Raw genomic sequence first — 14,511 nt, 5'->3', positions numbered from 1 at the left:
GCCGTGACCTTCCATGTGCCGGCCCGGGATGGGTCCCGGGCCATCCTCGTCGGCATCCCGGACGTGGCGGCGCCCGGCTTCGAGGAGCTGAGGTACGTCGACCGCAATCTGGCGGATCTCCGGGACGCGCTGTCCCACCCGGAACGCGGAATTCTGGAGAAGGACGCGATCACCGTCCTGCCGCCGTCCGAGGGGGATGAGCCGTCGCCCGGCAGAAAGGAGTTACTCGAAGCCCTGCGGAGCGCGGGCCGGGAGACCGCCGACTTGCTGCTGGTCTATTTCGTGGGCCACGGTTACCGCGCCCCGCTCAACAACCAGCTGTATCTGATGACGCGGAACGCGCACCTCGATGACCTCGTGGGCACCGCCGTCGCGTGGACCGATGTCCTGGAGAAGCTCGGCGGCATGCACTTCAAGCGGGCGGTCTTCATCCTCGACTGCTGCAACTCCGGGGTGGCCGCGGAGGGCGGCGGCGTCGGCACGAGCGGGCATTACATCCTGACTTCCGCCCTGCCGACGAAGACCCAGCCCCTGGACAGCGTGGAGTGCGGCCGGAGCCGCTTCACGCACGAGATCATCTGCGCCATGGAGTCCCTGCGGCCGGACTCCGAGCAGCTGACGATGCAGGGGCTGTACGACGGGCTGTACGACGTGATGTCCCGCTGGAACGAAGACGTGGACTTCGGCGACGGCTGGGGGCCGAAGGGCCGCAGCGGCGGTGACGGTCCCGGCATCGTGATCGCCCTTCCTGCGGCCGTCCCCGTTCCGCCGCCGCAGCGGCCGCGCCTGCCGCCCCCACCTCCGCCGCCGCCCCCGCTCCCGCCCTGGCTGCAGTGGCTGCAGTGGCTGAAGGACCGCTGGAAGACCGTGCCGGCCGTCGCCGTCGCGCTGGCCCTGGCCGTCGTGACCGGGGCGTACCTGACAAGCCGTGACGGCGGCGGCACCGCGTCGGAATGCCCACCGCCGCTGGAGCTGCGGCTGATGGCCGGCACCGAGACGCGGGACGCCGCCCAGCGGGCCGTGACCGCGTACATGAAGGACGGCGCCGACCGCGAGCGGCTCGGCGGCGACGACCATGCGCCCGCGGACTGCCGACGGGCCAACTTCACCGTCTACGACGCCGGAACGGGCGACACGGTCGACGCCTTCGGGGCGACTCCCGCCTGGGCGGGGCGCGTCGGCGACGAGTCCGGCCCCACACCCATGAGTTCCTCCTCGGGGGACGGAGCCGACAGCCCTTGCATGGAGGCATCGGGCAGCGCCGGTGTCCAGCGGACGGCCGAGCAGGACGAGGCCGCGGCCGAGCTGTGCTTCGATCCGCTGCAGGACGTCGGGCCGCAGCCCGACCTCGTACTGCCCGGTTCGACCACCGAACTCGGCCGCATCCAGGCGCAGCTGAAGCGGACGCCCGGACCGGCCACGGTCAAGGACCTGGGGCCCGTGGGCTATTCGCCGCTGGTCCTCGCGGTCCCCGCCTCGCTGGAGGAGAAGCTCGAGGAGCAGGGCGTATCGCGCACCGGCAGCACCTGGGAGCAGCTGCTGGAGGCCATGGACAAGGCCGCGCCCGGCATGCCGCTGCTGCGCCCCGACCCGGACACCTCCGGCACGGGCCTGCTGCACACGGTCGCCCTGTACGAGGCGCACGACGGTGTCCTCGCGGGCGGCGCGAAGGGGAAATCCGACGCCGTGGAGCGGAGACTGCGGAAGAACCTGCCGGACACCGCACCCGCGGCCGACGCCGACGGGCTGCTCTGCGCGCTCTACAAGGGTGAGGTGAAGGACACGCGGCTGGGTGAGGCGGCAGCCCTCGTCTCGGAGAAGGCGGTCGCGGATTTCAACCTGGGCAAGCGGCGCGACTCCGCCTGCGACAACAGCAAGCCCGCGGACCGGAAGTCCCGGTTCCTCGCGTACTACCCGAAGGGGGTGCCCGCGCTCGACATGCCGCTGGCCGAGGTGCGTTGGGGCGGGGGCCGGGACCGTGAGCTGCGCGAGGCGGCGATCGAGCACTTCCGTGCCTGGCTGACGGGCGAAGAGGGCCGCAGGGTGTTCCTGGGCGATCTGGTCCGCGGCGCCGGTGCGGGCGGCAACAGCCCGCGCCTGCCGAGCGGTCAGGCCTCGGAGGACACCGAGGCCAGCGGGATCCTGAAGGACGTCCCCGTGGTGACCGATACGGCCGGCGGGTCCACCGCCGACGACGTGGTCGCCGACTACACCAGGACCCGCACGCCGGGCCAGGTGCTCTTCCTCGTGGACGTCTCCGGGTCGATGGCCGAGGGCGGCAAGCGGGCGCTGGCGGCGACCGCACTGCGCCGCTCGCTCCAGCGCCTCGGCTCGCAGGACTCATACGGGATCTGGTCGTACCCGAAGTCGGCGACCGAGCCGGCCGAGGCACGCGTGGTGATCGAGCCCGGCACGCCGGGCGACACCCGGGCCAAGGCGCTGACCTGGGCGGACGCCCTGCCCAAGCAGTCGATGGTCCCCAAGGGCGCCGCGGTCTACGAGGTCCTGACGCGCGCGATGCGCGAGATGCACGCGCAGGACCGGCCGCTGATCGTGCTGATCACGGATGGGGACAACCGGCCGCAAGGAGGCAGAGGCACGAACGAGCAGGCGGCGATGCGGGACGAGCAGCGGCGGGGCCGCAGCGCCGGCGTACTCGTCCTCTCCGTGGCGCCCGACGGCTGCACCACGGCGATCAGCGAGTTCAAGAACCCGCCGCGCGCCGGCTGCTTCTCCGGCCGGCCGGACGAGGCGGCGGAGCGGCTCGCCGAGCAGGTGGCGAACGAGGTGCAGGGAGGCACGGGCGATGAGGGGCGGTAGGCGTGCGGTCGTTGGGGTGGCCGCCGTTGTGGCGTTGCTGTCCGCGGCGTGCACTTCGGGCGGGGACGCGGCGCCGGATCCGGGGCCGTCCCCCGGACGGGAGCGGGTCCTGAGGGTGGCGACGGCCTCCGATGTCTCACAGGGGCCGGTTCGGCAGGACCTGATCGAGGCGTGGGACGAGCAGGAGCCGGACGTCCGGGTCGAGATCGTCAAGCTGCCGAGCGCGGCGGACGACGCGCGCAGCCAGCTGGTCGCGGCCCTGCAGTCGGGCAGTGCGGACTACGACGTGGTGAACATCGACGTCGTCTACACCGCGGAGTTCGCGGCCGGCAAGCTCATCAGGCCGCTGGACGAGGGCCTGCTCGACGGCATGTGGGACCAGGTGAAGAAGACCGCGCAGTACGACGGCAGGACCTGGGCCGTCCCCTTCAACACGGACGCGGGCCTGCTCTACTACCGCAAGGACATCTGGAAGGACGAGAGACGGCGGCCTCCGGTCTCCTGGTCCGAGCTGGAATCCAGCGCGGTGGATGTGAAGGACTCCAGGCAGGTGAAGAAGACGTTCCCGTACGGCTACGCGACCCAGCTCGACGCGTACGAGGGGCTGACGGTCAACGCTCAGGAGGCGATCTGGGCCCGGGGTGGCGAACTCATCGACGGCGAGGGCACGGTGCGTGCGGGGACACCGGAGACAGAGAAAGGGCTGAACGACCTCGTGGACCGCTACGAGGAGATCATGCCGCCGCAGGCGAAGTGGGCCGACGAGCGCGACAGCCTGGAGATGTTCCGGGACGGGAAGGTCGCCTTCATGCGCAACTGGCCGTACGTCTACAACGTGTTGTCGGCGGACGGCTCCAAGGTCGAGGGGAAGTTCGGGGTCGCGCCGCTGCCCGGGGTGGGGGTGCGCGAGAAGTCGGTGCTCGGCGGCCAGAACCTCGCGATAACGGAGCGCAGCGAGCACCCGGAGGACGCCCGTCGGCTCCTGGCCTATCTCGCGGGGCCCGCGCAGCAGCGCTGCCTGCTGGAGGCGGGATTCGCGCCGGTGCTGAGGGAGTCGTACGAGCCGGGCGGCGCCGACTGCTCGCTGCCCGGTGCCAAGTCGCCCGGTGCGGGCGGGGAGGGCGGCCGGGAGGGCTCCGGCTCCCCTGAGCGGGACGCGGACGGCCTTCCCGTCTATACAAGACCATTGAAGCGCGCGCTGTCCGATGCCAGTCCGCGGCCGGTGACTCCGTACTACGCGGCCTTCACCGAGCTGGTGCAGACGAAGGTCCACCAGATGCTCAACGACCGTGGAGACGACGACGGTTCGGTCGCGGCCGAGCTGGGCGACGAGCTGAAGGAGGTGGTGCGGGGCCGCTGATACGCACTGATCCGCCCGTCTCTGGATCTTCTGCGCCAGTCCCCCGATCTTCTGCCGCCACACCACTACCCCTGGTCAGCACCCTCATGCATAGTGGTCCCGCCTCAAATCCATGAAACCTCAATTAGTACGGACCAGAGGGACCTTCGATGGCTTGTGCGCGGTGCGGCGGTCACGAGAAAACGCTGTCCGGGAGGCCGTGCGCATGCCGGTTCCTGTCGGCGCCCCGGGTGCCGGAGCCGGAGCCGTGGGTCATCCGCGAGACGCTGTACGGCCGTTGGACGACGCTCTCCGGGGGCCGCAAGACGCTCGTCGCCGCAGGTGCGCTCCTCGCGGTCTCCGGACTGGTCGGGGTGGGGGCCCTCCTCGTCTCCTCCTCCCTCTTCTCCGGCTCCGGCACCCGGACTGACCAGGCGGAGGACACAGAGATACGGAACGCCCCGAAGCCGAGCCTGATCCTGCCGACCGGCGGTTCCTCCGAGCCCCGCCCGTCCACCACCGGCTCCGCGTCCCCGAGCCGCTCGCCCGAGCCCACGGCCCGTACGCGGACCCCCTCCGCCGAGCCGTCCAGGAAGCCCGCGGACGGGGACGGGGACGGGGACTCCGTCACGTACGCCGCCTGGGCCGGGCACGGCTGCGACTCCCCGGCCAAGGGCGGCTACCAGGAGATCGGCCGCTACTACGACGGCGTCGAGGGCTGGTACACCGTCGACTCCGGCGGCTACGACGAGGGGGCGTGCGACGGCTCCTTCGCCGCCGTGCCCATGTCGGGCAGCCGGACGGACGACCACGACAACCGGGCGCTGTGGTGGTGGTCGGTGGGCGGCGACTCCGACAAGTGCGCGGTCGGGGTGTACGTGCCCTGGAGCTCCGACGCCCGCGACGTGGGGGGCGACCCGACGACGTACGAGGTGCTCTCCGACCCGGACGACCGGGACTCGGCGTACGCGAGCTTCGAGATCGACCAGGCCGCCAGCCTCGGGCTGCTGGTCAACGCGGGCACGTACACGGTGAAGGACGGCCGGATCGCGGTGAAGATGCTCGACCGCGGCCAGGACTGGGACGCGCACGGACCGACGTACGCCCACCACGCGGCGGGGCAGATGAAGGTCACCTGCAGGTGACCCGCTGATCGCCCTGAGCCCGCACCTGGCCTGCCCTCATCCGGCCTGCCTTGCCCGGCGACCGGGGCGGGGGAGGGCAGGCCGGGGCGAAGATCCACCGGACTAGCCGTCCGCGTCGAGTGCCCCCTCCTCCCGGAGCTGTTGTGCCTGCACCTCCGAGGGCGGGTACGGATCGTAGTCCGACGGCCGCGGCGGCTCCGGGCCGTCAGGACCGACGCGGATCAGCTGCTGGACGCGCACCACGCGGAAGCGGCGCCCGAGCACCCTGATCTCGTTGCCCCGCCTGGCGTCGAGCCGGTCGGCCGCCTGGGCGAACTGCGCCTGCTCGACCTCGTCCAACCGCAGGATGCGCGGCCCCATTTCACGGAAGTAGAAGGCGAGGGTGTCGCGGGCGCTCTGCGGGGTCGGGCAGGACGCGGCCATCGGCTGCCACCGGCCGTCGACCTCCTCGGCGACGGCGAACTCGGTGGGCAGCAAGGCCCCTTTGGGGTGGGTCTCCAGCGCCCGGAGGGAGTCGGCCCGTACGGCGTGCGGAACATCGGCGGCCTTGTAGACCAGAGGCAGCAGCTCCAGCCTGAGCAGCCCGTCGGTCAGGCCGGTCGCGGTGGCGGGGTCGACGATGAACCCCTGCGCGCGCTGCGACGCCCCGTGGCTGTCGCCGCCGGGCTCCGTGTCGGGATCGGTGGGGCGCGGCGGCTCGGGCCCGTCCGGGCCCATCCGGGTGAACTGATCCCCGCGGATCACCCGGAACCGCTGACCGGCGACGACCAGTTCATTCACGGCTTCCCAGTCCAGCCGCAGCGCCGCCGCCAAGAACTCGTCGCACACGGCGCCGTACCCCGTCTCCTCGGCCTCCTTGGCGAGCAGGCGGAAATGCGAGCCCAGCGAATCCCGCGCCATCTGCGGAAATCCGTCCCCCAGGCTCAGAATCCTCCACCGCCCCTCGATCTCCTCCGCGCAGCCGAACACCGGCCCGATGCCCGCCACTTCGGGGAAGGCCTCCACGGCTTCCGGGGCGTCGTGCCCGGTGACGGCCGGCACGGGGTCGTTCCCCTTCGTCACTTTGATGACCAGATGCTCAGGTACGTGGGGTACTTGCTCAGCGTCATGAGTCATGCACTCAGTGTGCGCGTGGGTCGGTTCGTCCGCAGCACTTCCCGCAACTGGCCCCGCATGTCCGGGCGATTGGGCCCGTAGCGGGCGGCCGACGTGCTATGGCCGGAGTGTTTCCCGGTCAGCGCCCCGGGACGGTCCCGCGCAGCACGAACGGCGGACGCCCCGGACCACGCTCGGTCCGGGGCGTCCGCCGCCGGTGTTCAGGTGCCGCTTTCAGATGCAGGTGTTCCGGGCGTTCAGGTACCGGTGTTCAGGTGCCGGCGTCAGTGCGCGAGGGCCGGAGCCGTCGCGTCCGCGCCCGCTCCCGCGTCCCCGTCCTCGGAGGAGCTCGCGACCGGCCCGCTGCCGCCCTGTCCCCGGGTGTTGATGAAGGTGAAGGCGATCACCGCGGACAGCACCAGGATGCCGACCGCCCACCAGATGGCGGTGGTGTAGCCGTGCACCATCGACTGCAGCTGCAGCGCCTTGAGGGACGCCGGGCCCGTGGCCCCCGCCGCGTGCGAGGTGGCGTACGCGGTGGTGGCGCTCGCCGCGATGGTGTTCAGCAGCGCCGTGCCGATCGCGCCGCCCACCTGCTGCGAGGTGTTGACCATCGCGGAGGCGACGCCCGCGTCGCGCGGCTCGACGCCGTACGTCGCCAGGCTCATCGCGGGCATGAACGCCGTACCCATGCCGAGGCCGAGCATCAGCTGCGCGGGCAGGATCAGCCCGGCGTACGAGGTGCCGACCTCCAGCTGGGTCAGCAGCAGCATGCCGGTCCCCGCGACCAGGAAGCCCGGCGCCATGAGAAAGCGCGGCGGGACGCGGTTCATCAGCCGGGCGCCGATCTGCGTGGAGCCGGTGATCATTCCCGCGATCATCGGGAGGAAGGCGAAGCCGGTGGTGATGGGCGTGTACCCCTTCACGACCTGGAGGTAGTAGGTGAGGAAGAGGAACAGGCCGAACATCGCGATGATGGCCAGGCCCAGCGACGCGTAGACGCCGCCGCGGTTCCGCTCGGTCACCACGCGCAGCGGCAGCAGCGGGGCCCTGACCTTCGACTCGACCAGCGCGAAGCCGGCGAGCAGCACGGCGGACGCGACGAAGAGAGCGATGGTGACGCTGTCGCTCCAGCCGTCGGACTCGGCGCGCGTGAACCCGTACACCAGCGAGACCAGGCCCAGCGTGGCCAGGACCACGCCCGGGATGTCGAGCCGGGAAGGGTTGCGGCTGCCCTCGGGCTCGCGGATGACGAAGTACGCGCCGGCCGCGGCGATCACGGCGAAGGGGATGTTGACGAAGAAGGTCCAGCGCCAGTCCATGTACTCGGTGAGCACGCCGCCGAGGATCAGGCCGACGGCGCCGCCGCCGCCCGCGATGGCGCCGTAGATGCCGAAAGCCTTGGCCCGCTCCTTGGCCTCGGTGAACATCACCGCGAGCAGCGAGAGCGCGGCCGGGGCGAGCAGGGCGCCGAAGACACCCTGGAGGGCGCGGGAGCCGAGCAGCATGGCGGGGTTGGCCGCGGCGCCGCCGAGCGCGGAGGCGGCCGCGAAGCCGAGCAGGCCGACGACGAACGTGCGCTTGCGTCCCCACAGATCGGCGATCCGTCCGCCGAAGAGCAGGAGGCCGCCGAAGGCGAGGGCGTACGCGGTGATGACCCACTGCCGGTTGCCGTCGGATATGCCGAGATCCGTCTGGGCCGAGGGCAGGGCGATGTTCACGATGGTCGCGTCGAGGACGACCATCAGCTGGGCTATCGCGATGAAGACCAGCGCTCTCCAGCGTCTGGGATCGGGCTGCGGAAGTTCGGGAGAGGTGGCTGAACGGGCGGAATCTGGCATGACGGTGCCTATCTAGCGATACGGAATGGTCAAAACCGGGCTCAGAAGAAGTCGGTGAGGTCGAGGTCTTGCCTCGAAGACCGAAGTGCGCTGTAGATGCGGGGCGTATGGCTCAGGGGCGAATGAGCTTACGGACGAATGGGCTTGAGGACGAATGAGTTTTTACGGGGTGAATGGGTTTTATGGTGCGTATGAGCTTCGGGGCATACGGGCTCTACGGCCGGGTCCTGGCGACCGCCCTCACCGACGCTGTCGAAGATCCTCCAACGTGGCTGCGGAGCCGGGGAGTTCGGAACGCGCCGGGGCCCGCAGCCCGTCCAGGAGCAGCTGCAGATGGCGGTGGACGAACTGGTCGAAGGCGACGCAGTCGTTGCCCGGCAGCGGCCGGGTCAGCTGGGTGATCGCCACCATCAGGTCACCGACGTCGATGTCGGTGCGGAGCTGCCCGGCGGAGCGCGCCCGCGCCATCAGCGCCTCGATGATGCGCCCCAGGCGGTCGCGGGCCTCCAGGCGTTCGGGGTGGTTCTTGTCGTTGCCGCTCTGGGAGAGCAGCGGGCACAGCGCGCCGATCCGCTCGTCGGCCGCCGCGTGCGCGAAGCGCCGCAGCGCCTCGAAGGCGTCGGGCTCCTCGGCGAGGGCCGCCTCCGCCTGGGTGGCGATCCGGTCCATGACGTGCAGGCTGACGCGGTGGATCAGTTCGCGGCGGTCCGCGAAGTGCCGGTAGAGCGTGGCGTTGCCGACGCCGGCGCGGCGCGCGACCTCGTCCAGCGGCACCTCTGCCCCGTACTCGACGAACATCTCGCGTGCGGCGGTGATGATCCGCTCGCGGTTGCGCAGGGCGTCCGCCCGCAGCCGGGGCTCCGGGTTCTTCAGGGTCGTGCTGGCCACGGCGGCGCTCCTCTCCCCCGTCTATTGGTGTTCTCGTGTCTCTGGTGTTCTCCGGGAACGGGGAAAGCCTCCCCGGTTCGTTCGACACAGGCGTAAACGGGGAAGGGCTCCCCGGATATTTCCCCTCTGGAATGTGACCTGCATCACCTTCCGTACGGGCTTCCCCGCGGGCGTCGTGGGGGCTTGCGTGCGGGCTTCCGTGCAGGCGTCGTGTGGGCGTCGTGTGGGCCCGTACGAGCCGCGCGCCAGTAACCCTCCCGGCCCGCCGACTAACGCTCCGCAGCCGAACTGCCCCCGAACAGCGCACAAACTCCCCCCGTCCGGCCGCATCCGGCGCGCGTCCGATCGGGCGGCCGCCGCACGGTGATCGGACCAGCGCAGCCGCGGAGAGGTACGGCTGCCAGGACGGAAGGCGGAAGCATGAAGCCCACCCGCCCCCGAATACGCGAGTCCCGCGCACGCAGATCACACAGCGGATCCCAGAGCGGGGCCCGGGACTCGCAGAGCAGGCCCCACATACGCTCCGCATACCTGGGCCACCTCGGCCACCTGGGTCATCCGGGCCACCCGGACCGTCAGGGCCGGCCGGGCCGGAGAATCCGCGGGCCCCGCCGCGGCACCGCGCTCCTCACCGTCGGAGCCCTCGCCCTCACGGCCCCCACCGCCGCCACGGCCACTGCCTCCCTCGGCGCCTCCGGACCCACCCCCGTCTCCCGTGCCCAGCCCGGCGCCCCCTGTTCCCCGCCCCCCGTCCCGGGCGTGCAGATGTCGGAAGGGCTCCCGACGCCGACCGGCCACGCCCCCAGCACCGGTACGCTCCGGGCCCTCAATCTCATGGTCGACTTCCCCGACGCGGTGGGCGAGGGCAGCGCAGAGGCGCGGCTCGGGGAGTTCTTCCCGAAGACCTCCGACTGGTACGCGACCAGCTCGTACGGCGCTCTCTCGTACGAGGCGCAGGCCCCGGTCCAGGAGTGGCTGCGGATGCCCCGGTCCTTCAGCGCGTACGGCATCGACCGCGGAGTCGGCTACGAGCCGGGCTACCGGCAGCTCGTACGGGACATCGCAGCCGCCGCCGACGGCCGGGTCGACTTCGCCGCGTACGACCTGATCAACGTCCTCATCACGCCCAACGCCGGGCCCTCGGCCCTGGACAGTGTGCTGTCCGTGACCTTCGCCGGGCTCCGGGACGCACCGAAGGCGGACGGCGTCCCGCTCAGCCACATGTCGTTCGTCTACAGCCGTCAGGACGACGGCTCGTCGGCCGCCCCCGAGAACGCGTACCGGGTGCTCCCGCACGAGAACGCCCACGCGCTCGGCCTCCCCGACCTCTACACCCCGCAGGGCGGCGCGAAGGCCGGGCACTGGGACCTCATGTCCGAGGACTGGGGCGCCAACAACGACTTCCTGGCCTGGCACAAGCGCAAGCTGGGCTGGCTCGGCGCCGAACAGGTCGCCTGCGCCGACGGCAGCGGCACGACCGAGCACACGCTGAGCCCGCTGGCCCGGCCGGACGGCACGAAGCTCCTGTACGTACCGGTCTCGGACCGCACCGGCTACGGCATCGAGGCCCGCACCCAGGAGGGCAACGACGCCGCCGTCTGCCGCCCCGGTGTCCTCGTCTACTGGCTGGACACGGGGATCAGCAGCGGCGAGGGCCCGGTCACGGTACGCGACAGCCGTCCCCGCAGCGGCGGCTGCGCCCACCGGCCGAATGTGAACGCCGAGCTGTCGGACGCGGCGTACGGGGTGGGCCAGAAGCTGTCGGACAGGAGGACCGGCGTCACGATCGAGATCACGGACCGGGACCCGGCGGGCAACTACCGGGTGAAGGTCACCCGGCCGTGACGGCTGGGGGCTAGGCGTCCCGGCGAGGGGGCAGGCGTCGCGACGAGCGGCGTCTCGCGTCGCGGCGACGTGGGTCTCCAACAGGTCTCCAACGGGTCTCCGTGGTCTCCGTGGGTCTCCGTCGCGACGGTCGGGGATCCACGCCGCGTTCGAGACGGCATCAGAAGCGGTCGGGCGCTCCCGGGACGCGCGGCGGGGTCGTCCCCGGCCGCCGATCGCCCGCGTCCCGGTTCCGGTCGCTCGTCGCCCGGCAGGTCACGTCCCCGGCCGGAAGCTCACCGGTGCTCAGATAGGCGTTGACCGCGCGGTTCGCGCATGCCCGGGGGTCCTCGGAGTAGACACCGTGTCCCTCGCCGCCCGCGACGTACACCATGCGCGAGCCCTTCAGGGCACGGTGCATGCCGCGGCCGCTGGACAGGGGCGTCTGCGAATCCCACTGATTCTGGACGGTGAGCACGCCCACGGTGTTGTCCACGGTCGTGACCGGCTCGGCGGCCTTGTTCCAGAACGCGCAGGGCATGATGTTGGAGGCGAAGTCGCCGAACAGCGGGTACCTGGCCTTCTCCCGGATCGCGTCGCGCCGGTACTGCTCGGGGTCGCGCGGCCAAGCCGAGGTGTCGCCGCACACGACAGAGAAGAAGGCGGCGAGGCTGTTGTCCTTCGGCACCTCGTCGTCCGGACCGGCCGGGGCGGAGGAGTTACGGTCGCCCGTCCTGCCGTCGGCGGCTTTCTTCAGGTCGGCGACCACCTTGGCCGCGCTCCGGGGACTGAAGAAAACGCCTCGCATGGTGCGGATGTCGTCGCCGGTGAGCTTCTCGCCCTCGTACTCGATCGGCTCGCGGTCGGCCAGGGCGACCAGGTCCCAGAAGGTCTTCCTGACCTCTGCGGGGGTGTCGCCGAGCCGGTAGACGCTGTCGCGCCGGGCGGTCCACTCGGTCCACCGAGTGAACGCCGGCTCGGCCCCTGAGGCCCACACCTGGACCATGCCGCGCCAGACCCTGCCGGGATCGACTGCGCTGTCCAGCACAAAGCGGTCGGCACGGTCGGGGAACATCTGCGTGTAGACGGCGCCCAGGTAGGTCCCGTAGGACGTGCCCAGATAGGAGATCTTCTTCTCACCCAGCACGCTGCGGATCACGTCCATGTCGCGGACGGTGTTCCGGGTGGTGATGTGCTGAAGCCTGTCGCCGGCCCTGGCGCGGCACTTCTTGGCAACGGTGCGTGCCCACGCGACGTTTCGGCCGAACGTGTCGGGCTGGTACGGCCGTAGCCAGTTCTGTTCCTCGGTGGACAGACCGCAGGTGATCGGGCTGCTCCGGCCGACGCCACGCGGATCGAATCCGATGAGATCGTACTGATCGCGGACGGCCTCGGGCAGCATGCTCTTCTTCACCAACGGCTGGGAGAGCCCTTCGCCACCGGGGCCGCCGGGATTGAACAGCATCACGCCGTGCCGCTTGCCGGCGACACTCGTCCTGATGCGGGAGACAGCCAGGTTGATCTTCTTGCCGGCGGGGCGCCGGTAGTCGAGCGGGACCTTGATCGTTGCGCACTGGTACTCGGCGGGCGACGAGCTGTCGCAGCGGTGCCAGGCGGGCTTCTGCTGGTGATATCGCTCCAGCGGTTCGGCAGCAGCGGCCCGCGCCGGAGCGAGCCCAGGGACCAGCGTCGCCATGACCCCCGCCGCGAGCAGGGGCGCTATGCGTCGTATCCGCACGATAGCCGTTCCTTCCGATCTGGATTCGGTACGGAACGACCCTTTCGTTTCAAGGGATTTGGGCGAATCCCTCTCCGGGGCAGGGTTGTGTGCGACTCGCGGTGTAGGAGGGGTAGGACAAGTGGGGGAGATCCCTGAGAACGTGGTAGCCCTGCGTACGTACGGGGGCCCGGACCGCACGGGACTGATGGCCCTTCAGCAGCGCCAGCCCCAGCCCTCGGGCGGCGGCGAGGCGGGGCCTCGCGCAGGCGGAGGCGTGCGCGGAGACACTCCCGGCCCGACGGTGGTGATCGTGACCATCGACGGACCGCGTTCACTGACGCGCTCGGCCCGCTCACCCACCGTGGCCGGCTCACCGCCCGGACGCCGATCCGCTAACCTGTCGGACGAGCGCCTCGCAAAGCAAGGTCCTTCAGAGTGCCTGCATGCCTTGCGAGCTCCGCTCGCACAAGCCCCGCCTCCGTAGCTCAGGGGATAGAGCACCGCTCTCCTAAAGCGGGTGTCGCAGGTTCGAATCCTGCCGGGGGCACCAGGTCTGACCAGGCACTTTGTGTCTGGCCGACACGCCGCGGGGCCGGTAGTGCCATCCTTCGGGCCATCACTACCGTCCTGCGGCATGTCGAAGACTCCCAGCGAGCACTGTCAGCGCGGCAGCATCCGCCCTCGCAGAGGCGGCTTCCAGGTCCGGGTCTACGCCGGACGCGACCCCCTCACGAAGCAGCGCCTCTACCTGACCAAGGTCGAGCCGACGATGGCCGAGGCGGCGACCGGCACTGGACCGGGCTGTCCGCTGGGACTACGTCGCAATGAACGTCGCGGCTCTCGCTGAGCCGCCCGCGCAACCGAAGCCGAACCCGGATCCCCCGGCCCCCGAGGAGGCCGCCCGCAACCTCAACGAGGCATGGGCGCGGGATCTCGACTGGGGCACCTTCCTGTTCCTGACGATGGTGTCCGGCTCACGGCGCGGAGAGATGTGCGCACTGCGCTGGCGCGACATCGACTTCACGAACATGGTGATGCACGTCATCCACTCCAACCGCCGACGAAAGATCAAGGACACCAAGACCCATCAACGCCGACGCCAGTCCATCGACGACGTCATCAGGGCCGTACTGCTCGCGCACCGCGAGCGTGCCGTGAAACGCTGCCGTGCGCTCGGTGGCGAATTGGCCGACGACGCCTTCGTGTTCTCGCTCGAACCCGACGGCTCCGAGCCGCTGCTGCCCGCGAGCGTCAGCCAGCGGTACCGCCGCCTCGCACTGAAACTGAAGATCCACACACCGCGCATCAAAGACTTGCGCACTTACAACGTCACCGAGTTGTTGGGTGCAGGTGCCGATGTACGAACTGTGGTGGCCGCGTTGGGCACGGCGGGCGCGGCGCGACCACGTTGCGGTTCTACGCCGCCTTCCTCCCGTCCTCTGACCGCCGCGTGGTCGCCACCCTCACGGAGCGGCTTCCACTGCCCGCGAGCATCTCCACGGACCGGCCACTCGTGACAGTCGTCAACGGGCTGGCACCCGCGTGCCCCTGCGGAAAGCAGACGGACTGGGTGTCCGTGCGGGTCGTCGCCGACGGAATCGACGCTCTCTGAGGAATGTGGAAGTGAAATCAAGGCCCGTCCGGAGACCGCAGACATCGCTCCTCAGCGCACCGTCCACCCGCCGATCGTGGCCGCGGCCAACCGCGCGAACCGGTGCCGCGGGAAAAGGTCGCGCAAGAGCTCAGAGCCTCAATCAACAACGGAGCACTGGCCCCAGGCGAGCTCTTCCCCACCGTCGCCGACATCGCCAGGACGTACGGAGTCTCACCAGCGACCGC

The 14,511-nt window shown here is 70.8% G+C and carries 10 protein-coding genes, 1 tRNA gene and 1 pseudogene; 8 read left to right on the top strand and 4 right to left on the bottom strand.

What is annotated here, in order from left to right; translation table 11 throughout:
- The first annotated feature begins 3 nt into the window (after nucleotides 1-3).
- The 3 genes from ACTWP8_RS11215 (at nucleotide 4) to ACTWP8_RS11205 (ending at nucleotide 5,304) form a co-directional block, all read left to right on the top strand.
- Nucleotides 4-2,820, top strand: coding sequence for a substrate-binding domain-containing protein (locus tag ACTWP8_RS11215; protein ID WP_443321976.1), 2,817 nt, complete (start codon nucleotides 4-6; stop codon nucleotides 2,818-2,820).
- Nucleotides 2,821-2,836: 16 nt separating this feature from the next.
- Nucleotides 2,837-4,180, top strand: coding sequence for an extracellular solute-binding protein (locus ACTWP8_RS11210; protein ID WP_443321975.1), 1,344 nt, complete (start codon nucleotides 2,837-2,839; stop codon nucleotides 4,178-4,180).
- Between the two features lie 230 nt (nucleotides 4,181-4,410).
- Nucleotides 4,411-5,304: an adhesin gene (locus tag ACTWP8_RS11205; RefSeq protein WP_443321974.1), complete on the top strand. Its 894-nt coding sequence runs from the start codon at nucleotides 4,411-4,413 to the stop codon at nucleotides 5,302-5,304.
- Between the two features lie 102 nt (nucleotides 5,305-5,406).
- Here the strand turns inward: ACTWP8_RS11205 and ACTWP8_RS11200 are convergent, their stop codons facing one another.
- The 3 genes from ACTWP8_RS11200 to ACTWP8_RS11190 all read right to left on the bottom strand — a co-directional run bounded on the left by ACTWP8_RS11200 (nucleotide 5,407) and on the right by ACTWP8_RS11190 (nucleotide 9,128).
- Nucleotides 5,407-6,420 (bottom strand): DUF5954 family protein, encoded by a 1,014-nt coding sequence (locus tag ACTWP8_RS11200; protein WP_443321973.1) that lies wholly within the window; start codon nucleotides 6,418-6,420, stop codon nucleotides 5,407-5,409.
- Nucleotides 6,421-6,683: 263 nt separating this feature from the next.
- Nucleotides 6,684-8,240 (bottom strand): MFS transporter, encoded by a 1,557-nt coding sequence (locus tag ACTWP8_RS11195; RefSeq protein ID WP_443321972.1) that lies wholly within the window; start codon nucleotides 8,238-8,240, stop codon nucleotides 6,684-6,686.
- Nucleotides 8,241-8,480: 240 nt separating this feature from the next.
- Nucleotides 8,481-9,128 carry a TetR/AcrR family transcriptional regulator gene (locus ACTWP8_RS11190; RefSeq protein ID WP_443321971.1) on the bottom strand — a complete coding sequence of 216 codons (648 nt, stop codon included), beginning with the start codon at nucleotides 9,126-9,128 and terminating at the stop codon, nucleotides 8,481-8,483.
- A gap of 759 nt (nucleotides 9,129-9,887) precedes the next feature.
- Between ACTWP8_RS11190 and ACTWP8_RS11185 the strand changes: the two genes are divergently transcribed.
- A complete protein-coding gene (locus ACTWP8_RS11185) occupies nucleotides 9,888-10,973 on the top strand; it encodes a M6 family metalloprotease domain-containing protein (RefSeq protein ID WP_443321970.1) in 1,086 nt (361 codons plus the stop codon).
- Between the two features lie 160 nt (nucleotides 10,974-11,133).
- On the opposite strand, the gene ACTWP8_RS11180 is transcribed toward ACTWP8_RS11185, so the two are convergent.
- Nucleotides 11,134-12,690 carry an alpha/beta hydrolase gene (locus ACTWP8_RS11180; RefSeq protein WP_443321969.1) on the bottom strand — a complete coding sequence of 519 codons (1,557 nt, stop codon included), beginning with the start codon at nucleotides 12,688-12,690 and terminating at the stop codon, nucleotides 11,134-11,136.
- A gap of 456 nt (nucleotides 12,691-13,146) precedes the next feature.
- On the opposite strand from ACTWP8_RS11180, the gene ACTWP8_RS11175 reads away from it, so the two are divergent.
- The 4 genes and pseudogenes from ACTWP8_RS11175 to ACTWP8_RS11160 form a co-directional block, all read left to right on the top strand.
- Nucleotides 13,147-13,222, top strand: a tRNA-Arg gene (locus ACTWP8_RS11175).
- Between the two features lie 84 nt (nucleotides 13,223-13,306).
- Complete coding sequence (locus tag ACTWP8_RS11170; protein ID WP_443321968.1) at nucleotides 13,307-13,519, top strand: hypothetical protein; 213 nt, start codon at nucleotides 13,307-13,309, stop codon at nucleotides 13,517-13,519.
- Nucleotides 13,497-14,189: a tyrosine-type recombinase/integrase gene (locus tag ACTWP8_RS11165; RefSeq protein ID WP_443321967.1), complete on the top strand. Its 693-nt coding sequence runs from the start codon at nucleotides 13,497-13,499 to the stop codon at nucleotides 14,187-14,189. Before ACTWP8_RS11170 ends, ACTWP8_RS11165 begins: the two co-directional genes overlap by 23 nt.
- Before the next feature lie 197 nt (nucleotides 14,190-14,386).
- Nucleotides 14,387-14,509 (top strand): annotated as a pseudogene (locus ACTWP8_RS11160) (GntR family transcriptional regulator); the annotation flags it as partial.
- Between the last annotated feature and the right edge of the window lie 2 nt (nucleotides 14,510-14,511).

Origin of the sequence: Streptomyces sp. 7N604, assembly GCF_052245475.1 — a bacterium.
Taxonomy (GTDB): Bacteria; Actinomycetota; Actinomycetes; order Streptomycetales; family Streptomycetaceae; genus Streptomyces.
Note: the sequence above shows the minus strand (reverse complement) of the source record. Positions and strands in the feature narration are given on the sequence as shown.